Raw genomic sequence first — 21387 nt, forward strand, 5'->3', positions numbered from 1 at the left:
GTGTTTGCGCGTGACTGTAATTATGATTTTTTAATCTTGCGCTGCATGTATCTTGTATAGCCAATAAGTACCAAGTATGGTTATGGGTGACTAGCTGTCATAAATTGCAGGCATAAAAAAAGAGAGCATAGGCTCTCTTTTTTTATTACCACTTATTTATTGTATGAACAATAAATTACTGAGCTGGCTCTTCAACAACAACTGTGTCAGCAGCTTCAACAGCAGCAGGATCAGCAGTAGCAGTATCAGTTTCGCTAGCTACGTCAACGCTAGTAGTAGTACCGTCTACAGGAACTTCAGCGTCCATTTCGTCAGTAGCAGTTGCAGCTTGTGCATCAGCGATGTTCGCTTCAGCGTCAGCAACAGCAGCGTCAGCATCAGCAGTCATTTCGCCTTCAGCAGCAGCATCATCTAGCTCTGCAGAAGCGTCTTGCACTTCTTCTTGCGCATCAGATAAATCTTCAGCAGCGTTTTCTTTGTTGCTGTCACAGGCAGTTAGGCCCATAGTTGCAGTCATGATACCAGCTAGAGCAAGTAATTTAAGTTTCATAAGGTTTTCTCCGGAAAATGAAATGAGCAGTAGCAGCAACAAAGGTCGAATTCCGAGATTTCTCAGAATTCAACTAGTCTTAGTCACAGCTACTCAGCTTCCACGCATTCTATATGTTTTATATGAAAATGGAAATAGGGTTGTACAATTAAGTAACAATAATATTTAAAATAATATTTTACTTCAGCTGTTCGATAGTATTTTTAATACAACAAACCAAATTAATCGACGTATAATCAATGACATCAGCCTATTGCAGAGAACTCTTGGTGTCCATTTATTAGCATGGTTTTTTAGTATTTATCATGTTTTATCGAGCAAAATAGAAGTAGACACGCCGATTATTAAGATATTAGGAGTCAATAATGATTGACCTTATGAGAAAGTATTTTTAAATCGCTTGCTTTTACGATAATTGAGTGAAATGTAGCTGGCTAAAATATTGATTTGAAGGATCTGGTTAGGAGCGGTACAAAATAAATAATGACTGATACGAACGGCTATATATCGTATATTTGAGGAACGAACTATGAAATGGCAAGGCAGACGGGGCAGTTCTAACGTGCGCTCCAGTACGGGCGGCGGGAAAATGATAGGTGGTGGTATCGGCGGTATCATTATCGCAGGTATTTTATGGCTGGTATTTGGGGTAAATCCAATGACTGCGCTGCAAACAGGTCAGGTAATCGCTGGTGGTGGTGGTAATGGAACCTCTAGCGAGCCTGCGACAAGCGATGATCGAGATACCCAGTTTGTCAAAGTTGTGCTGGCGGATACTGAAGAGGTCTGGCATCAGATATTTAACGAAGCGGGTAGTACTTATAAAGAGCCTTCATTGATTTTGTTCAATGGTCAAGTGAATTCAGCTTGTGGTGGTGCTAGCGCGGCAACAGGTCCGTTTTACTGCCCAGGAGATCAGACGATTTATTTAGATACGTCCTTCTTTGTGGAGATGCGTCAAAACCTCGGTATTTCAGGGGATCAGCAAGGATCAGGTAGTCAAGAAAATCAAGGCAAAGCGGGTGATTTCGCGCAGGCCTATGTCATCGCACATGAAGTTGGACATCATGTTCAGACGCTATTGGGTATTAGTCAACAGGTCAATGAAGCCCGTCAGCAAGTGACCCAAGCACAGTCCAATAAGTTATCAGTGTTACAAGAGCTGCAGGCAGATTGCCTTGCTGGCGTTTGGGCGCAGCGTAACCAAGAGCGTGTACAGTTTTTAGAAGCGGGCGATATTGATGAGGCTATCAATGCTGCCGGTCAGATCGGCGATGATCGATTGGCACAGGCGAGTGGCAGAGCGGTCGCACCTGATAACTTCACTCACGGTACCAGCCAGCAGCGTGTTGAATGGTTCACTCGTGGCCTAGAGAGTGGCAACGTACAATCTTGTGATACGTTTAGCGGTGCGCTCTAAAAGTGATATTACTTTTGACAACTCCGCCTATGGGTTGTCAGTGCAATAATAGCCATGCGAAAATTTGACATAAAAAAGCCTGCAATTGATTGCAGGCTTTTTTTATCCTCTGGTTGATATCACTCAATTTAATGATGAAGAGATATCAGAGTAGAAGGATTTAGTTATTATCAAGAATGTAACCACCAGCGCCGCCGATAGCTGCACCAGCTAATGCGCCACGAGCGATGTCTTTGCTATCGCCTTTACTTCTGATAAGAGCACCAGCAGCAGCGCCAGCAGTAGCACCTTTAGCAGTATTGCTCATACCGCCACCATATGAATTACAACCAGTCATGATTAGTGCTGAGCTCGTAATTGCTGTCATTGCGATCGTTTTAGCAAATTTCATATTATCACCTATTTATCCATCAAATTTAAAATGTAAGACCTTTAAAAAACAATGTCCATGGTAGTTTGAAATGTATTCCTACTATCTGCCATGATAGTCGGTTGCTGACTATATAGTCGTAGTAAAAGCGCTAAACTTTGCAAACAACATGTAATTGATGTTTCCAGACTGTATCATCAAACAAGTACTTACTTATACGTGGTACTTAGCTCAAAAATAGGTAGGGTAGTATCTTGGCAATTGGTAATAAAAAAGACCACCTATTGGCAGTCTTAATATAAATAATTTTAGAATAATGCTCGCTAATTAATTCTGTGATTTGCGTTTCATTTGCTCAAAGAATTCATCATTAGTTTTTGCTTCTTTTAGACGATCTAACAAGAACTCAGTTGCTTGAACACCATCCATCGGTTGCAGCAATTTACGCAAGATCCAGACTTTACGCAGCTTGTCTTCGTCCAATAGACGCTCTTCGCGGCGTGTACCAGATTTTTTGATATTAATCGCAGGGAATACACGTTTTTCAGCCAAGTCACGCTCAAGCGTAATCTCTTGGTTACCAGTTCCTTTAAACTCTTCAAAAATAACGCTATCCATCTTACTACCAGTATCGATCAATGCACTAGCAATAATGGTCAAACTACCGCCTTCCTCGACATTACGCGCAGCACCAAAGAAACGCTTTGGACGCTCTAGGGCATTGGCATCCAAACCACCAGTTAGTACTTTGCCTGATGATGGGATAACCGTGTTATAAGCACGGGCGAGACGGGTGATTGAATCAAGCAAAATAACCACGTCTTGCTTGTGCTCGACCAAACGCTTGGCCTTTTCGATCACCATTTCAGCCACTTGTACGTGACGCTGTGGCGGCTCATCAAAGGTAGAGGCAACCACTTCACCGCGTACCGTACGTACCATCTCGGTGACTTCTTCTGGACGCTCATCAATCAATAGTACGATTAGATAGCATTCAGGGTTATTACGGGTAATTGACTGCGCGATGGTCTGTAGCAGCATCGTTTTACCCGCTTTCGGTGGTGCGACGATGATAGAGCGCTGACCTTTACCAATTGGCGCGATTAGATCGATGATACGACCAGTCAGATCTTCAGTGGTTCCATTACCAAGTTCAAGTTTTAAATGCTCGGTTGGGAAAAGTGGCGTTAGGTTCTCAAAGATAAGCTTATGACGTGAGCGATCTGGCGTATCAAAGTTAATCTCGCCGACTTTCAATAACGCAAAATAACGCTCAGAATCTTTTGGTGGACGAATCGTACCAGCGATACTGTCACCAGTTTTTAGGCTGAAGCGGCGAATTTGGCTTGGGCTGACATAGATATCGTCAGGACCGGCTAGATATGAGCCTTCTGATGAGCGCAAAAATCCAAAACCATCAGGAAGAACCTCAAGTACGCCATCACCATAGATAGCTTCACCGTTCCGCGCATGGGTTTTTAGGATAGCAAAGATAATGTCTTGTTTACGGCTACGCGCCATATTATCAAGACCCATTTCTTTGGCGATAGCCAATAGCTCAGCGATTGATTTTTTCTTTAATTCAGTAAGATTCATAGATAGGTCATTAGCAATTGATCAGATGAGAGATGCCATTAGCAGCACAAATCACGACAGTGATTAAAATAACGGTAATATGATGATATAGGTGTGAGCACAGCGCTGTATTTTATGTAGTTGTGGTTTTGCATGTCTGCTTATGTACGCACTGCAATCATGGAATGCAAGGTAATAAGAAATAAGGATAAAAAAGGCTACATAAGAGTCTGCGTCAAAAACCCAATATCAGTAATTGCGTTTAGTCATTTTGTTCAGCAATGGTGTTTATAATGACGATTGTGTTTTTGTTGATAAACACGAGGAGAATAGCGACAAGATACTAGGAAAACAGTTGGTTTTCTCTTGTCAGCAGACTATACGGTCTTCACAATAGCGTTGTCAATAAATTTTGCCAAAAAAGTCATATAATCAAGTTTTTTGCACAAAAAACAAGCAAAAAAGCCACTATCATAGTCAGATAATGGCTTTCTTGATGAGTCTATCTCGTCCGTTTAAAGTCAGCTGAAACGAGTAGATTCAGCTTATAAATGCTTGTCTAATACTTTGGCTAGTTCAGCTTTTGGCTGTAGGCCCATGACTGAGTCAACTTTTTCGCCATCTTTGAAGACAAATAGCGTTGGGATGTTACGGATACCAAAACGGCTCGCTGCTTGTGGGTTGCTATCCACGTCAACTTTAACGATCTTAACTTTACCTTGGTACTCAGTCGCTAAATCTTCTAAAATAGGCGCAATCGCTTTACAAGGACCACACCAAGTTGCCCAAAAATCTACCAATACAGGCACATCTGATTCTAGAACGTCTTGGTCAAAGTTGGTGTCGGTAGTATTAACAATAAGGTCTGACATAATTTTATCTCTCTTGTTTTATTTATTCTGTCACCACGAGCAAGCAGTCATATTGGTCTAATAATAAGCTGGTCAGTGGTCAAAGAATCGTTTAGAAACGGTGAAAATGTGCCATTATATTAACATGTTTGTTCAGGCTTGACAGAGACAGGCTGGTTAAATTGTTTAACAATTACGATTAGCACAATAAATCGAAACAGAATGACACAGGTTCGGTTTTCTCTGTTACTTAACACCAGCGCTCTGCTAAAAAATGCTCTAAAGCGTTATTTTAATAGCCTTCCAGTGGTCGTTTGCGGCGTTGAACTTTCCTGTTTTGAGTTTCATAAAAAATCCGCCATTGTACCAAATATACCAGCAGTCAAAAATCCACGTATTTCATTCAATTTATATAAGTAGTTACTGTTATGCCTTTTACTGATGAAGAAGTCGATGCCCTTAACGTGCAAGAAAATGCCTATCCGCTTGAATTTTTCAAGGATTTTGCGCAAGAGATTACCGTTTACGAAGACGATGATATTTGGGTGGTTGATAAACCTGCAGGCCTATTAAGTGTCGATGGCAAGACTCTCAAAGTGAGTCTGCTTGCTCGGCTTGAGCGCGCCAATCCAGCGGTAAAACTGATTCATCGACTGGACATGGACACGTCAGGGCTAATTATTTTTTCAAAAAATGCCGCCGCCCAAACCAATATCAGTAAACAGTTTATTGAACGCTTACCGCAGAAAAAATACCAAGCACGAGTTTTTGGCGCGTGGGAGCAGGTCGGCGCAACGGGTAAAATATCCGTGCCAGTACGCTATGAGCCGACTACCAAACCGCGTCACATCGTCGATCACGACTGGTCAAAGCATGCTTTAACACTGTATGAAGTCATAGCGCACGAAATGTGTGATGGTCAACCAGTTACCCGAGTGATGCTTAAACCTGTTACGGGTCGCAGCCATCAGCTACGCGTGCATATGGTGCATGCAGGTCATGTGATGATTGGTGATCCGATCTATGCTGAAGGCGCGGCACTCAAGATTGCGCCAAGGCTAAACCTACATGCGCAGCAATTGCGTTTAAAGCATCCGGTATTGGGTGCTTGGATGGACTGGGAAAGTCCTTGTCCGTTTTGATGCGCGCTCCATAGAGTCGCTACGCCAGTCATGCAAATACAAGGATGAGAATATGCTTGATATCACTACTACCAAACAGGCGATTAAAAGTCGCCTCACACGTAGACAGTCGCAAAGGGATAAGCCTGCTGATTATGAAGTGCTGATTATTGGTGCGGGTATTGCGGGTATTGGTATGGCGTGCCGTTTACAGCAAGTAGCGCATAAAAATCTATTTGGTCATAAGGGCGCAAAAAAACAAAGGAAGAACAAATCAGTTAACAAGAACAAAACCTCGCAGCGCTTTGCTATATTAGAAAAACGAGCTGATCTCGGCGGGACGTGGGATTTATTTACCTATCCTGGTATTCGCTCTGACTCTGATGCCTTAACCTTTGGCTATAATTTTAGACCGTGGCTAGATTACAGAATGCTGGCAGCAGGTGGTGATATCAAGCGTTATATCGCTGATACGGCGCGCGAGTTTGGTATTACTGAGCATATTCGCTACGAGCATGAAGTTCAGCAAATAGTATGGTCTAGCATTGATCAATTATGGACAGCAACCATAAAAAACCATGCCAGCGGAGAAGTGTTCATTAAGACGGCAAAGTTCGTGGTCGGTGCTACGGGCTATTACGACTATGAGCAAGGCTATCGACCTCATTTTGAGGGAGAAGAAGATTTCCGTGGTCGTATCGTTCATCCGCAGCATTGGGATAATTTAGACTATAACGACAAAAAAGTGGTCATTATTGGTAGCGGTGCCACCGCAATGACGCTATTGCCTGCGCTAGTGGATGAAGACAGTGAGCAGTGTGCGCGCCATGTCACGATGCTACAGCGGACGCCCACTTATGTGGCAAGCGTACCGGGCGATGATCATGCTATCGACTGGCTATCGGGCAAGTTCTCCCCTTTATCAAAAGAGCAGGCCTATACGGCATTACGTGCGCGCAATGTGTTACGGCAGCAAGGGCTGTATAAATTAGCCACTCACGCGCCGAAGCTGATGAAAGCCGTCCTAAAAGGCGGCGTGACTAAAGAGTTAAAAGGTAGCGGCGTTGATATCGAGCACTTTATGCCCGACTATAATCCTTGGGATCAACGCGTTTGCGCTGTACCAGACAGTGATTTGTTTAAGTCTTTGCACGGCGAGCGTGCAGCAGTGGTGACCGATCAGATCGACCGCTTTACCGAGACAGGTATCATGTTGCAATCAGGCGAGCATCTTGAGGCTGATATCATCGTCACAGCAACGGGGTTAAAGCTGCAAATGCTAGGCGGGGCAACAGTATATATCGACGGACAGGCTATCGATATTGGGACGCGTATGACTTATAAAGCAGTCATGATCGAAGGCGTGCCTAACATGGCTGCCTTATTTGGCTACACTAACGCCTCATGGACGCTAAAGATTGATTTGGCGTGTCAGTATTTGGTGCGGCTACTGAGCTATATGCACAAAAACCGCTACCAAGTCGCACTGCCACAGGCACAGACGGCGAATGCTACCGCCCATGCTCAAGCAGATACAGTGATGGGCTCGCTGTCGTCTGGATATGTCAGGCGTGCCAAAGACAGACTGCCTAAGCAAGGCGATCGCTACCCGTGGTACGTGACCAATAATTATCTTAGTGACCGTGTGATGCTCAAATACCGCAAAATAAAAGACGACTGGTTGCGGTTTAGTCGTTAGGTTTTAATTGACCGATGATTGCTATTAATGCTGATGGTCAATAAAGTCAGCCACTTGTTTGCTTAATATCTGCCACAAGGTCTCTTGGGCGCTTTTGCTGCCCCAAGCATTGTGCGGACTAAATATGACGCGCGGATGATCGCTGAGACTGAGCAGTGGGTCATTGTCAGCGATGGGTTCCTGTTCGAACACGTCACTGGCATAGCCTAGAATTTGCTCGTTGTTAATCGCGTCGGTCAATGCTTGGCTGTCGACGACACCGCCACGAGCGACATTGACGATGAGCGGCTGCTTGCTCATTTTTGCCAAGGTGTCTTTATTAACGAGATGCTCGGTTTGCTCATTCAATGGGCAATGAAGACTAATCACATCTGCACGAGCCAGCACCTCATCAAATGCCGTGTACTCATCGCTGCGAGGCGTGCGCCCTTGATGCTCGGCCCATAGAACTGTCATACCAAAAGCGCGGGCGATTTTGGTCACGCGTTTGCCAATGGTGCCAATACCAATGATGCCTAGCGTCTTGTCTTCCAAATCTATCAGCGGAATATCCAGCAGGCAAAAATTCCCGTTTGCTAGCCATGTGCCATCAGCAACTTTTTGATGATAATGAATACCGGCACGCATCGCTGTCAGCATTAACATAAAGGTATGTTCAGGCACGCTTTTGACTGCATATCCCGCCACATTATAAAGTGCTACGCCATGTTTATCGCAAGCGGCTTGATCGACGTTATTCATGCCAGTAGCGGTCAATTGAATCAATTTTAGCTTAGGTAGGCCAGCGATCACCTCCGCGCCAATTTGCACTTTATTGGTGATGATGATATCGGCATCTTTACAACGCTCAATGATGAGGTCTGTGTCTTTTGGTGTGTCGTTATAAGTGATGTAATCGCTCACGCCTGCCGGTGCAGGTAAGTCAATACCATCAGAAAAAGTGCCTTTATCCAAAAAAACGGCTTGCATCGTGCTTCCTTATTTATTGTTGTCCTATAGATGGTAATAGTTGTCAAATGAATCGTTATCGGCTTAATGTAGCACGTTGGTGTTTTTAGTCAAAAACGAATCCATTAAATATTGGCTAAGTTGGTATAAGCGCCTCTTGGTTAAGTCGGCATAAGCGTTTAAAAACAAAGTAATTTATATCATGAGCGGATTTACTTAGCATGATTGGGCACAAAGACCTTATAAAGTCATGGGTATCATAAGCCGCCTCTTGAAAATTGAACTTAACGCACTCATCTAGCCGCTAACGTTATATAATGGTACGGCTTGGCTGCTGGTTTCGGTTTTACTAAGATTATGACACTGCATTTGCATCTATTGACGATTTGCCTCATTTTTAACCTGACTGCTATCACAAGCCACCATTGCTATCTAATTTTTAATTATCTGAGTACAAAAGACATCGCCTTATGACTATCTCTATTGCTTCATTGCACAGTACTGAATTCGCCGTTGGCCAACGTTATTTATCTGATACGGAGTCTGAGCTTGGCTTAGGTGTGGTTATCGATGTCGATGATCGATGTGTGCATATTTTATTCCCACAGAGTGAAGAGACGCGCGTCTACGCAAAAAACTCTGCGCCATTATCGCGTGTGGTGTTTAAGGTTGGCGATACTATCTATGACCAAGATGGCAAAAGCTATACAGTCAATGCTGTCGATGAAGTCATGGGCGTGCTCAAATATGGCGTCGACGAGCATGAGCGCGGTATCATGGAGACGCGCCTTGCTGCCAATATCACGCTAGCCAAGCCGCTTGAGCGTCTGCTCGCTGGTCGTATCGAGCGCGGCGATTGGTACGAGCTGCGCCAAGATATCTTACGTATGCAATCAGCGTTGGCAGGTCATCCACTCAAAGGGTTGATGGGCGCACGTGTTGATATCATTGAGCATCAGCTGTATATCGCACACGAAGTCGGTAAGCGTATCGCGCCGCGTGTCCTACTGGCTGATGAAGTGGGCCTTGGTAAAACCATCGAAGCGGGCATGATTATTCATCAGCAGCTGCTAACGGGTAAAGCTGAGCGCGTTTTGATTTTGGTGCCAGATAGCTTGCAGTATCAATGGATGATTGAGCTACGTCGTCGCTTTAATCTAAACTTTGCGCTATTTGACTTGGTACGTACGGCGGCGATTAAAGAACATGATCCTGAGCAAAACGTCTTTGCCACTGAGCAATGTATCATCGCCGGTATGGACTTGTTGATTGACCATCCAGACTTGTATGATCAAGCGATGGAGGCAGGATTTGATCTATTAGTTGTGGACGAGGCACATCATCTGCATTGGGATGAGGCGCAAGGCGGCAATGATAAGTATGACCTAGTGGCAGACTTTGCAGAAGAGACCCCAGGCGTCATGCTATTGACAGCGACACCAGAGCAGCTTGGCGCGCAAAGTCACTTTGCCCGTTTGCGTCTGCTTGATCCAGATCGCTTCGATGATCTAGATGAGTTTATCGATGGTCAAGAAGCCTTTGCAGAGACAGCAGCAGTCGCTGGTGTATTAATAGAAGACAAGCCGCTCAATGACGGTCAAATCGCTGCTCTGAGTAGCTTGTTAGACATCAGTATGGATGAGCTGTCCACGATCAATGAAGACGACAAACTGCGCACCTATGCGCTCAACGAGCTATTAGATCGTCACGGTACCGGTCGTATTTTGTTCCGTAATACGCGTGAGAGTGTGAAAGGGTTCTACGGTCGTAGCAGCCAACCGCATCCACTGCCACTCCCTGACGCATGGAAAGACAGCTATCAAACCAATGGCAAATTGCGTGAACAGCTATGGGGCGAAGAAAACCAACCAGATGGTGGCTGGCTAGAAGATGACCCACGCGTCTCTTGGTTGGTTGATATCTTACGTGGTGAACTTAAGCAGCAAAAAGTGCTATTAATCGCTCGTAGTGGTGCGACGGTAGAGAGTTTAGAAGCCGTATTGCGTCTGCATGCAGGTATCAAAACCGCTATCTTTACTGAGCAAATGACTCTGCTTGAGCGTGACCAAGCAGCAGCGTTTTTCGCGGATAGCGAAGGCGCACAGATACTACTGTGCTCAGAGATTGGATCGGAAGGTCGTAACTTCCAGTTTGCAAGCCAGCTGATCCTATGGGATTTACCGGCCAATCCAGATACCTTGGAGCAGCGTATCGGTCGCCTAGATCGTATCGGTCAGACGCAACAAATCATGCTGCATGTCCCTTACGTACAGGGCACGGCGCAAGAGCGTCTGTATCATTGGTATAACGATGCACTAAATATGTTTAACCAGATATCGCCAACGGCACAAAGCGTGCAAGAGCAGTATATTCAAGAGCTCAAGCCAATGCTGGAAGGCGCGGACACTGCTGAAAATAATGTCATTTTACAAGACGTTATTGATGAGGCGCTACAGACGCGATTGGGGCTAGAAGCACAGCTGCAAGCTGGCCGCGATCGTCTGCTAGAGTACAACTCATGCCGTCCGCGTGTCGCTGGACGTATTGCTGATGCCATGCGTGATTTTGATGGCAATAACTTGCTGCCACATTTTATCGAGCGCTTTTTTGCGTCTGCCAATATCGACCATAATATTCAACGTGATGGTTCGTGGGTCATCGCACCGATCGATAGTACTGAGATCAGCGACTATATCGATGGCTTGCCGCTTGGTGATGAAGACGGCATGACGTTGACCTTTGAGCGTGAGCAAGCGCTTCAACGCGAAGACATCGAATTTATCACGCACGAGCATCCATTGATGCGTGCCATCTATGAGCTGGCGAGTACCAGCACCTTTGGTAATACGACCGTTGCTATGCTAAAAAGTGCCGCTGTGCCGCAAGGGATGGTACTACTAGAAGTAAACTTCCGTGTAGAAGCCATCGCACCAAAAGTGCTTAATCTGCCAGCGACATTGACCACGCAAAATATTCGTGTCTTTATCAGTGAGCAGGGCAGTGACTTATCGGCCCGTATCAGCGCTGATATGATCATGCCGCATGTGGAACGTTTGGACAAAAACCGTGCCCGCCAAGTAATTAAAGTGCGCGGCGATGTGATAGAGCAGCGTTATTACGAGGCTGAAGACATCGCCCGTCAGCAAATCGCTGAGATTGGTGAGCAAGCAAGCGCGCGCTTTAGCCAGCAGTGGTCACGCGAGATCAAACGTCTCAAGCACTTGCAAACCATCAATCCAAACGTACGTCCTGAAGAGATTGAGCGCCTAGAGCAGCTCAAGGCTCAAGGAGAGCAAGCGCTTGGTAACTTATCGCTAGTACCGGACTCTATTCGCGTACTGGTCGCCGTCAAGCCATAAAATTTTAGATAATTGTCAAAAACGAGATGTTATTAGACATCTCGTTTTTTTATGAATTAGATTGCTTGAATCAGTGAATTAAGTGCGATTTGTCTCGTACAAATAGTTAAGCAATACTTATGAGTAAGCTGACAGTAACTAGTCAAAGCTACCAATATTGGGTAAGATGTTTACCTTTTCTATCGAAAATGAACAGATAGCCATGGCCTGATGAGCTATGGCTGTGTGTTTGTTCTAAAGTCTCCCTTGTGTATTTCCGCAAGCGATCTCATATTATTTTAAATTCAAGCGCAGCGTCTATATGGCATCGAGATTATAAGATGCATATGTTCGGATGCTGAGCGTGTTTGATAAAAATAAGGAAACATATTGTCATGTCCGATAATTCACAACTGATTGATGAGCTGCTGGCTACGATCGCGCTTATTGAGGTTACCCCTGATGTCTTTGAGGGTAAGAGCCATGATTATGTGGGCAGTCGTATATTTGGCGGGCAAGTATTGGCCCAAGCGATCATGGCAGCAGCGCATACATTAGATCAAGACAAGCCTTGTCACTCGCTGCATGGGTATTTTTTGCGTGGTGGTGATATCAATCAACCAGTGATCTATCAAGTGCGCCGTCTGCGTGATGGTCGCAGTCTATCTGCCCGTGAAGTGACAGCTATTCAGTATAAAGAAGTACGCGGGAAACCACCGATTGAGCAAGTGATATTTTCGATGATTGCCTCGTTTTCACCGATGGAGGAGGGCTTAGCCTATCAAGAAGACATGCCTGTTTATCCACCGCCAGAAGATCTATTGACAGAGCAAGATTTAAAAGAAGAGTATGTGGGCAAAGTACCAGATGCGCTCAAAGCACGGTTTATGCGCCGCCGTCATGTCGAGATAAAACCTGTCAAGCCGCGTAACCCGATCAATCCAGAACCGATGAAACCCAAGCAAGCAAACTGGCTACGCATCCACAAACTGGGTAACCAGCCAGTGGCTATTCAGCAGGCGCTGCTTGCGTTTTCGTCTGATTTTTACTTGGTCGGTACAGGGCTGATGTCACATGGCGTGAGCTTTATGACCAGTGGTTTGCAAGCCGCTAGTATCGATCACTCTATGCACTTCCACCGTGAGTTTGATCTGAATGATTGGCTGCTCTATGACATGTGGAGTGATACCACGTCCAATGCTAAAGGGCTGAACCATGGTCAGTTTTGGCAAGATGGTAAACTGGTCGCCACCGTGCAACAAGAAGGCTTGATGCGCTTGCGTGTGCCAAAGTCTTAACCCTAGCCTTAGCGCTGTTATTAGTTCTCATTATACTGTCATAAAAAAAGCGACTCACTATCAATAATGAGTCGCTTTTTTTTATGCTAATTTTTATTCCAAAATCTTAATCATCGCACGAGGCAATCCTAGACTGTCTTGCGCTGTTTGTTCGGTCAGCCATTTGAATTCAATCTCGGCTGCTGCTAACTTCTCGTTGAGTTCTAGTATTTGCGCGGTGTCGACAGTGAGTTTACACGGGGTCAAATACCAGTGGAAATGCGTCAATGAGTGCTTAATAGGGGCGTCATCTAATAATGTATTGCTAACTGATTCGGTTACCATTTCATTCTTTATTAGCCATTCGTTGATGATTTGCTCAGCAGTAGTAAATTCTGCTTCGTATACTTTTTCATCACTACGGACATCGTTTGCTGTGTTTGATGGCTTATCATCGCTAGCTAGCGTATTTTTAACGGTAGCCTTTTTATTATTTTTACCATCGACTTTTTCGACAAACTGCAATGGTAAGCTCCATAGGCCGCCCCAAATGCCATTATCAGGGCGTTGTAGCCACAGTATCTCACCGTCTACGCTTTCTATCAGCAATGCATCGCTAAACTTACTTGGCTTGGGCTGTTTTTTTGCTTTGACGGGGTAATCGATTTCGCGTCCCTGTGCATGTGCCAAGCAGTCGTCTTTTAATGGACATAACAGGCAAGCAGGCTTGCTACGGGTACACAATGTCGCGCCCATATCCATCATGGCTTGCGCAAACAATCCTGAGTTCTCTGTCGGTGTTAGGCGTTCTGCCAATGCCCATAGCTCTTTGGTTGTAGCAGATTTAGTGATATCGCCGTCAATGGCTGCCCAGCGCGTCAATACCCGTTTGACATTGCCATCACAAATGACGCCATAACGGTGCAATCCCATCGCCATAATCGCCCCAGCAGTTGATGGGCCAACGCCAGAAATCGCCTCCCAACCTGCGAGCGTCTGCGGAAACTCGCCTGTCTCATCAATCACTGCAACCAACTGCTTCGCTCCTTTATGCAAATTACGCGCTCGCGCATAGTAGCCCAGCCCTGCCCAATGCTCAGCAACCAAATCCCATTCTGCTGCGGCTAAATCCTGCACAGTCGGAAACGATGCCATAAAGCGCGCAAAGTAGGGCAGTACTGTGGTCACTTGTGTTTGCTGAAGCATCACTTCGGATAGCCAAACGATATAAGGATTGGGTGTATCAGTTTGATGCTGTTGCCAAGGTAAATCGTGGCGACCATTTTCGGCAAACCAATCAAGTAGGCGCGGGGCAAAGGAGTTTAGAGATGACTCAGGTTGAGAGAATAAAGTAGGCAAGAATAATCCTTGTCAATTAATAAAAAATATTAGACCATAAAAGGTTAACTAATTTATGGGGTGGGCTGACTCGCTATGCAATGGTTTGTTATTTTTAAGGAAAAGCATTAGTTAGTTATTATGTGTTTTGCACTTTCGGTTTGATAATAAGTAAAACCAATGTTTTCATTAATGGTTTAGGAGATAGTATCTTGTCAGCACAAACCTTTTTTGTCTGGGATATCCAGCAAGTTACTTGTATACCAAGTAAAGACAGTTCGTGGGAGCAAGCAACTCAAGACTTTGAAGCTTTGAGTCAGCAGCCAGTGGATGATATCAGTCCAAACATTATTGAGCTAGCAGATCGTCTCGTGGACGAAGCCAGCACCTTGGATTATTCAGAAGTTTTTTATGAAACCTACGCAAATACAAATTTAGAGATGAAAACGCATCCTAAGACCGCTTGCGTAGCCATACCCACACCTGAAGCACTGCACGGTGAAGCGTTAGATGTTATCGCCCCTTTATGTGAAGAATCAGGGCTAGTGTTTTATGACACTCGGGGTATGGTCGCCTATCCAGATGGTACGATCTATCCGCCTAACATCGCAAGAGGTATGGCACTGCTAAAAGAAAAGCGGGCGCTGGCAAAACAGTCTGCCGATATCTATAAGCCAGAGGCAGACGTTCCCAGAGATAGAGAAGATTTTGAAAAAATACTGCACCCATTCATGCATGATTGCTTAGAACGCTACGGTTATCAAACCAGCCAAATATCAAGCGCTAACGTTAATGATTCTCTTAAAGTCGATGGTTGTACCAAGGCCATGCCTTATGGTCATGTGCGTCTAACCGGAGGAGCGGAAGGTAAGAACGGCTATTTTAGATTAAAAATTCATGCGTATTTTGTATCACCAGCGTTTGAAGAGATTTATGACAAAGTATCGCCGCCAACTGAGCTTAGACAGCAGTTTCCTTATTTAAAGCTACATTACATTAATGTATGCGATAGAAACTTTACAGATAAGCAAAAACAGATTCCTGAATTTATCAATACTGAGTTTGCCAGTAAACTGGATGAAGCAGATAAAATAGACAGCTATAATCAACTTTTTTTGTTACTGCACAACAGGATTGCAAGAGGGCACGGCTATGGTGAGAGTGTGGATAAACACCTTATTTTAGCCAAACTTGCAGGTCGAGAGGACTTCGATGAGTTGGTTATACAGTATCGTGATCTGATAGATAACTCACCAAACGAGTATGCTAAGAATAGAATGAATGAGCGCTGGGATAGACTTTTAGAGATTTTATTTACCGTAGAGCCGTTGGAGTAACCAGTTATGACTGAATATACTTTGTTTTATATTTGGGATGCAAGTTTGGGTCATGGTGATGAGTATCTACCAGACTCATATGATAGCGCTGGTGTATTACTACCGCAGCTTCTAGAAGTAGAAGTCAGCGCTCATAGCGAAAACATATTCGAGTTTGCCACTGAGCTACAGCAATTTGCCCATGAAGGTGATTTATCATTCGAGCTCTCATTAGCATTTGGAGCAACGGTCGCTCATGTACAGCTACAAGATACCTTTGCTGTCTCTCTACCTCTGCCAGATAGTAATATGCAAGAAGCTGCTAGAGTAATTGCACCATTGGCAAAGAAACATGGGTTGGTGTTTTATTATTTGCTAGGGTTGGTTTCTTTGCCTGACGGGAAAATTTTCACTTCTACATGATTGGTCTTACGTTTATTAAACCTACTTCCTATTCTTCCGTGTTTTCAAACGACGCAGACGCTTTTCTTCCTCACGGGCTTTTTTCTTCTCTTCAGCAGCGATGCGTTGTTCTGCGACGACGATTTCTTCTGCTTCTATCATCGCTGGTGTTTCTAGCGTGATACGACCAATTTTTGCGCTACGTAGCTCGTTAATGAGAATCTCAGACATGCGGTAGGTATCGACCTGATTGCCCGAACGCACACAGCCACGATTACGCCCCGCCACTTCAAAAAACTCCCAGTCGGTTTTCGGCAGCTCTTCAATTTTGTAGCGAGTTTTTAGCAGCTCAGGATAAGCGTGCATCAAATACTCAGCCGTATAGCTTGCGACATCAGCGAAATCAAACGCCGTATCACGGATACCGCCCGTCGCTGCCAGACGATAGCCAGAGTTTTCGTTTTCGACTTTTGGCCATAGCATACCGGGCGTGTCATAGAGCATGATGTCATCGTCGAGCTTAATCAGCTGCTGCGATTTGGTCACGGCTGGCTCGTCGCCTGTCTTTGCCACAGCGCGTCCTGCTAGCGTATTGATCAGCGTTGATTTGCCAACGTTTGGAATACCCATAATCATCGCTTTGATTTGACGACCAGTCCCGACTTTATTGGGTACGAGATGCTTACAGATGGCGATGATGCGTTTGACATCATTGGCTTTTTCAGTGTCGCAAGCAATGGCTTTGACCCCATCTTGCTGTTCGAGATAATCCATCCAAGCTTGCGTCAACTCAGGATCGGCAAGATCGGCTTTGTTCAGGATTTTGATGACGGGTTTTTCGCCGCGCAGTGCTGCGACCATTGGGTTTTCACTACTATAGGGAATACGCGCATCGATGACCTCGATGACCACATCCATCTGCGGCATGATTTCTTTGATTTCGTTACGGGCTTTGTTCATATGCCCAGGGAACCACTGAATACTTGCTCTCTTATCCATCTGCTTTCATAACCTTTTATAAAAAATGCTAAAAGTAAAACGATCAACGTTTACTTTCTAATGGTGTCCAGTTTACTACAGAACCACATTGCTCACGGGACAATTTCACTCGACCCGATTTGCCATTATCTCTGATCTTGGTTTTCTATTTCCTCGTGCGCTGGTGGTAAAGGTGCCAAATACCCAATCAATAGTATTAAGCTGCCTGCGCCAAGGAAGGAAATCACCCGCCAAATTGCCTCGGTCTGTGACAAATCGACCAGGACCAGTTTGAGTACGACAATGCCTAGTAGACCAATCCCCATAAACCAAAGCGCGCGCTGCCAATAGCGACTCGCCATAATGGTGGCGACCAAGGCTAAGAGCGTCCATAAAATCGTCAGTCCTGTTTGTACTTGCTCGCTACCCCATGCACCGCCCTGAGCACCGTCCCAAAGTGGCGTACCGATAAAGGCATGTAGCGTTCTGACCAACATGCTGGAGATTAACCAAAAGCTGATCAGTCCCAATATAATTAGTAGACTCTCAGCGGTAAAGATGCGCTTAGATTTGGCAGTTCCACCCGACTCGACAACGGTTTCATTGCGACGGCGTTGGCTGATGTAGTACAGACTAAAACCAACCGATAGCGTCAGCCATGAGGTGATGTCATATAGGTTCACTAACGGAAAATAGGGCAGTCCCCAAATTATACCGTCATAATACCAATTCGTAAGAACAACCCACAGTAAAGCAATGGGAGCAAAGATGGCGGCGCATCCTAACAGTGCCTGTTGCCAATCAAACCAATACAGCAGGCCTTGTTCTGAAGCTTTATCAGTCGAGGTGCTTTCTTCATTTTGACTAAGATAACGATGATTGAGCCATAACCCTGACAATATGAGTGCCGCTGAAAACAAGATAGCCATCACGCCATCAGAGTCTGGTAGGCCATAATGCGCAGCCGCAGCAATCAGCAACAGCCCTGTACCGAGCCAGCTTACCTCAGTGTAACGCGCCGTGTTTTTAGTATCAGACCAAGTTTTCAGCCATAGCTGACCTATCAGTAACCAGCCAATTATCAAACCTATGAATACCAACCACTCCGCTGTTACCCATATTAGATTTCGCTCGAATTTTTGTGGCAGTTGCAGCACTAGCATAAAATAAAACAATAACAATAATCCACGACTCAGTTGTCTAACCTCCGCCCACGGACGATAGCGGTTGATGACCCAATAGGCGGCCAGGCTGATGAGTGCTGACAGCGCAATGACTGTCGTATCTGATTGCCAGATATCGAGCCAATGATGTAAATCAAGTATCAGCACTTGTAGCATCCACGCTATCGCCGTCAATGTTAAAAACTTTATTAATCTAGGGCTGTGCCAGACGAGTTTGAATATATGGCTTTGATGATTGATAGCGTTCAGCCATTGCTGTGCTGCTTGATTGTTAATACCCAGTGCATGAGCGTAATTGGTCATCGTATCTGATGGGTTGTCACGCTTTTGTACCTTTGTGGCAGAAGTCGTTATAGCGTCACGATTTTGACTATTACTGTTATCTAGCTTATTCATCAACATCGCAGGGGAGTTGCTGGCGCGTAAGATAAAGGTGGTCGCCAGATAAGCAATTGCTGAAATACTAAAGGCTAAAACGGGATAGTCTTTGATAGAAAATATCACGGTGGTCATTAGCATGCCAATGCTTATGAGTTGCAATAGTAGACCAAATAATACTGACCACGACCGCAGTGAACGCCTGCCAAACCATACCAGAGCAAGTCCCTGTACTGACCAACCAAAAGCAATCCATTCCGCATCTAGCGCCAGCGGAATCATCAGCGCCAAAAACCCAAATCCTAAAGCCAGCATGCCTTCAGTAATTAAGGCATAGCGCTCACTGCGCTGGATAAACAACCAGCCCAGCCCAAGGTAGACAGTCGCCAAAATCGCGCTAGTGATGGTTAAGGCGTTGGGAATCTTATCAAGTAAAGCAGAAAATAAGCCGAAAGACAGAAGCGGTACTGAAAACAGTAAGCCAGTATCGATGGGAAACAAATAAGTATCGTTGCCTATGGCAGCTTTGTCTAAACGCTTTATATTATTTGTACTATCTATAAGGCTAAGAGTTTTTTCACTAAGTGTGTTATAGGCGATAACTTGCTGCGCATAACGAATGACCACAAATAAGTAAAGCAACCAATGCAATGTGATAAGCAGTACCAATGGCCAAAGCTGCGTTTCGATAATAGGATCAAGATTCTGTGTGCTGCCCCAATAGTAGGCCAGTCCAAACGTGACAATCACGCCAAATAGATTCAATATTTTCCATGGACGATAATGAGCAATCACAGCGATCGTGACATTCAATAGTAGATAATAGCTAAATAGAGCGACCAAACTACCCGTATCTTCACTGGTCAAAATCGGCGCAAAAAATCCACCAGACAATGCTAACAATGCGAGCGGAAAAGCGTTTTGACGTACGGCGAGGGCAATGGTCATAGCAGACAATAATCCAAGCCCAATAAAGCTTGGAATACTCGGAATGATTTCATAAACGCTGTAAGCAAAAAAGGTGCTCAAATATGTAATCGCTAAGCCTGCGCCCTGCAGCGTAATCCCATACGAGAAACGTTTTGCCGTGAGCTTTAACCCAAGTGCTGCCAACGCAAGCCCCGCGATACCAATTGCCACGAGCTTTGTGGTAATTGAAATCTCGATATATTCGCTGAGCAAGCGCAGCAGCAGTACCACACCCACCAGCAGTACCAATACGCCAACTCGTACGACAAGATTACCGCCAAAAAACCAGTTTTTGATTGAATGAATGAGCGACGTGACGATAGGGAGTGAGCGTTCATCAGGCTCAATCGGAGCACTTACTATTTTATTTTTGGTCGGAGTTGGAGTAGTAACAGGCAGTGGTGGTGGCAATGATGTAGATGACAGGGTTGAAGGATTATCTATAGACCGCTGTTGTGAATCAAAAATTGCATGCTTAGTGGCGTCATTCTCAGCAGTATTGCCTTTACTAGCGCTCGCGCGCGTATAAACATGCTCATCAGCCAAATGGGTAGATAAAGTGTTCATACTACGATTTTTTTGCTGCTCAAGATCCGCTTGTAGTTTTATGACATCGCGGCGCAGATGCACAATTTGTCGCTTTATCTTGGTGTATAGCGCGACCACCACGATCAATAAAATTGTAAAAGCCAGCCAACCCAACTGGGTTACCAATAGATATAACATCGTCGTCGCTCAATCAAATTGATAGTAATGTGATAATGACGTGATTTGCTAAGAAGCACAAGGCTGCTCTGATTACTCATCCAAAAGGTCATCGATAAAACAAGACTCAAAATAAAAGGGCAGCTTAATAGTTAAGCTGCCCTTCTTGATGAGTTTTATACCAGATCTTTTTTATGCCAAATTGGCTTTCATAAACTCAAGCATATTTTCCCAGCTTTGCTTAGCGGCTGCTTCGTTATAGCCAAGATCTACTTCATTTTTTTCAGCACGCTCATCGGCATGTGGGTTGGTAAAGCCATGCTTGGCATTGTCATAGACATCGATAGTGTAGTCTACGTCAGCGGCATCTAGCTCTGATTTTAGGCCTTCGATGGCGTCCATTGATACCATTGAGTCATCACGACCATGAGCGACCAGTACTTTTGCAGTAAAGTTTTTATCTGCTGGTTGTTTTGGCGTTGGGTTACCATGGAAGGTAGCAACCGCTTTTAGCGGCATGCCTTCGCGGGCCATATCTAATACAACTTTACCACCGAAGCAGTAACCGATTGCGCCTAGATTGTCGCCGTCAACTGATAACTGATCGCTAAAGTCGTTCAAAATCAAGCGGCAGCGGGCCATTAGCATGTCTTGATCAGCAAGCACTTGCTCCATCCACATGTTCGCTTGTGCGGCATCGGTAGTGAGTTTGCCTTCGCCATAAACGTCCATTGCGACCGCTGCATAACCAGCTTCTGCCAAACGCTCTACTACTGATTTTGGATGATCGACCACGCCCCACCATTCTGGTGCGACCAAGATACCTGCTGCTGGGTTATCATCAGAAGCGTTTTCTGGTAGTGCCACATAGCTGATAAGTTCAACACCATTTTCGGTGGTACTGATTAATTCGAAAGTCTTAACTGACATATGATTGTCCTTTTTTATGTTATGAGTTTTAATTATTC

16 protein-coding genes are annotated in these 21387 nt (G+C 44.9%); 7 read left to right on the forward strand and 9 right to left on the reverse strand.

The annotated features are described in order from the left end of the window. Positions 1-175 precede the first annotated feature (175 nt). On the reverse strand, positions 176-550 hold the full coding sequence (locus tag ACHUET_RS08425) for a hypothetical protein (RefSeq protein WP_201600258.1): 375 nt from the start codon (positions 548-550) through the stop codon (positions 176-178). 529 nt (positions 551-1079) lie between these two features. On the opposite strand from ACHUET_RS08425, the gene ypfJ reads away from it, so the two are divergent. Next, entirely contained in the window at positions 1080-1970 is an 891-nt protein-coding gene (gene ypfJ / locus ACHUET_RS08430) for a KPN_02809 family neutral zinc metallopeptidase (RefSeq protein ID WP_394212104.1), read from the forward strand. A gap of 160 nt (positions 1971-2130) precedes the next feature. Here ypfJ and ACHUET_RS08435 read toward each other — a convergent pair whose 3' ends face one another. The 3 genes from ACHUET_RS08435 to trxA all read right to left on the reverse strand — a co-directional run bounded on the left by ACHUET_RS08435 (position 2131) and on the right by trxA (position 4787). Beyond that, on the reverse strand, positions 2131-2361 hold the full coding sequence (locus ACHUET_RS08435; RefSeq protein WP_201600262.1) for a glycine zipper 2TM domain-containing protein: 231 nt from the start codon (positions 2359-2361) through the stop codon (positions 2131-2133). Positions 2362-2667: 306 nt separating this feature from the next. After that, on the reverse strand, positions 2668-3936 hold the full coding sequence (gene rho, locus ACHUET_RS08440) for a transcription termination factor Rho (protein ID WP_055125334.1): 1269 nt from the start codon (positions 3934-3936) through the stop codon (positions 2668-2670). Between the two features lie 524 nt (positions 3937-4460). Further along, complete coding sequence (trxA, locus tag ACHUET_RS08445; RefSeq protein ID WP_201600264.1) at positions 4461-4787, reverse strand: thioredoxin; 327 nt, start codon at positions 4785-4787, stop codon at positions 4461-4463. Between the two features lie 407 nt (positions 4788-5194). Here trxA and ACHUET_RS08450 point away from each other — a divergent pair, with 407 nt between their 5' ends. Further along, positions 5195-5908, forward strand: coding sequence for an RluA family pseudouridine synthase (locus ACHUET_RS08450; RefSeq protein ID WP_394212107.1), 714 nt, complete (start codon positions 5195-5197; stop codon positions 5906-5908). Between the two features lie 52 nt (positions 5909-5960). Further along, positions 5961-7586 carry a flavin-containing monooxygenase gene (locus ACHUET_RS08455; RefSeq protein ID WP_394212109.1) on the forward strand — a complete coding sequence of 542 codons (1626 nt, stop codon included), beginning with the start codon at positions 5961-5963 and terminating at the stop codon, positions 7584-7586. 24 nt (positions 7587-7610) lie between these two features. On the opposite strand, the gene ACHUET_RS08460 is transcribed toward ACHUET_RS08455, so the two are convergent. Further along, positions 7611-8555, reverse strand: coding sequence for an NAD(P)-dependent oxidoreductase (locus tag ACHUET_RS08460; protein WP_394212111.1), 945 nt, complete (start codon positions 8553-8555; stop codon positions 7611-7613). A 449-nt stretch (positions 8556-9004) separates the two neighbouring features. Between ACHUET_RS08460 and rapA the strand changes: the two genes are divergently transcribed. Further along, positions 9005-11893 carry an RNA polymerase-associated protein RapA gene (rapA, locus tag ACHUET_RS08465; RefSeq protein ID WP_394212112.1) on the forward strand — a complete coding sequence of 963 codons (2889 nt, stop codon included), beginning with the start codon at positions 9005-9007 and terminating at the stop codon, positions 11891-11893. Positions 11894-12267: 374 nt separating this feature from the next. Next, entirely contained in the window at positions 12268-13170 is a 903-nt protein-coding gene (locus ACHUET_RS08470; RefSeq protein ID WP_394212113.1) for an acyl-CoA thioesterase, read from the forward strand. Positions 13171-13263: 93 nt separating this feature from the next. Here the strand turns inward: ACHUET_RS08470 and mutY are convergent, their stop codons facing one another. Beyond that, entirely contained in the window at positions 13264-14508 is a 1245-nt protein-coding gene (mutY, locus tag ACHUET_RS08475) for an A/G-specific adenine glycosylase (protein ID WP_394212115.1), read from the reverse strand. Between the two features lie 191 nt (positions 14509-14699). On the opposite strand from mutY, the gene ACHUET_RS08480 reads away from it, so the two are divergent. Both ACHUET_RS08480 and ACHUET_RS08485 read left to right on the forward strand, forming a co-directional pair. After that, positions 14700-15824 (forward strand): hypothetical protein, encoded by a 1125-nt coding sequence (locus ACHUET_RS08480; protein WP_394212116.1) that lies wholly within the window; start codon positions 14700-14702, stop codon positions 15822-15824. Positions 15825-15830: 6 nt separating this feature from the next. Beyond that, positions 15831-16226, forward strand: a complete 396-nt coding sequence (locus ACHUET_RS08485; protein WP_394212118.1) for a hypothetical protein — start codon at positions 15831-15833, stop codon at positions 16224-16226. A 21-nt stretch (positions 16227-16247) separates the two neighbouring features. Here ACHUET_RS08485 and ylqF read toward each other — a convergent pair whose 3' ends face one another. The 3 genes from ylqF to ACHUET_RS08500 form a co-directional block, all read right to left on the reverse strand. Continuing rightward, positions 16248-17204 (reverse strand): ribosome biogenesis GTPase YlqF, encoded by a 957-nt coding sequence (ylqF, locus tag ACHUET_RS08490; RefSeq protein WP_394212120.1) that lies wholly within the window; start codon positions 17202-17204, stop codon positions 16248-16250. A 125-nt stretch (positions 17205-17329) separates the two neighbouring features. Beyond that, a complete protein-coding gene (locus ACHUET_RS08495; RefSeq protein ID WP_394212122.1) occupies positions 17330-20440 on the reverse strand; it encodes a DUF2339 domain-containing protein in 3111 nt (1036 codons plus the stop codon). Between the two features lie 171 nt (positions 20441-20611). Beyond that, complete coding sequence (locus ACHUET_RS08500) at positions 20612-21349, reverse strand: dienelactone hydrolase family protein (protein WP_394212123.1); 738 nt, start codon at positions 21347-21349, stop codon at positions 20612-20614. Between the last annotated feature and the right edge of the window lie 38 nt (positions 21350-21387).

This window comes from Psychrobacter piscatorii, assembly GCF_043641605.1.
Taxonomy (GTDB): domain Bacteria; phylum Pseudomonadota; class Gammaproteobacteria; order Pseudomonadales; family Moraxellaceae; genus Psychrobacter; species Psychrobacter piscatorii_C.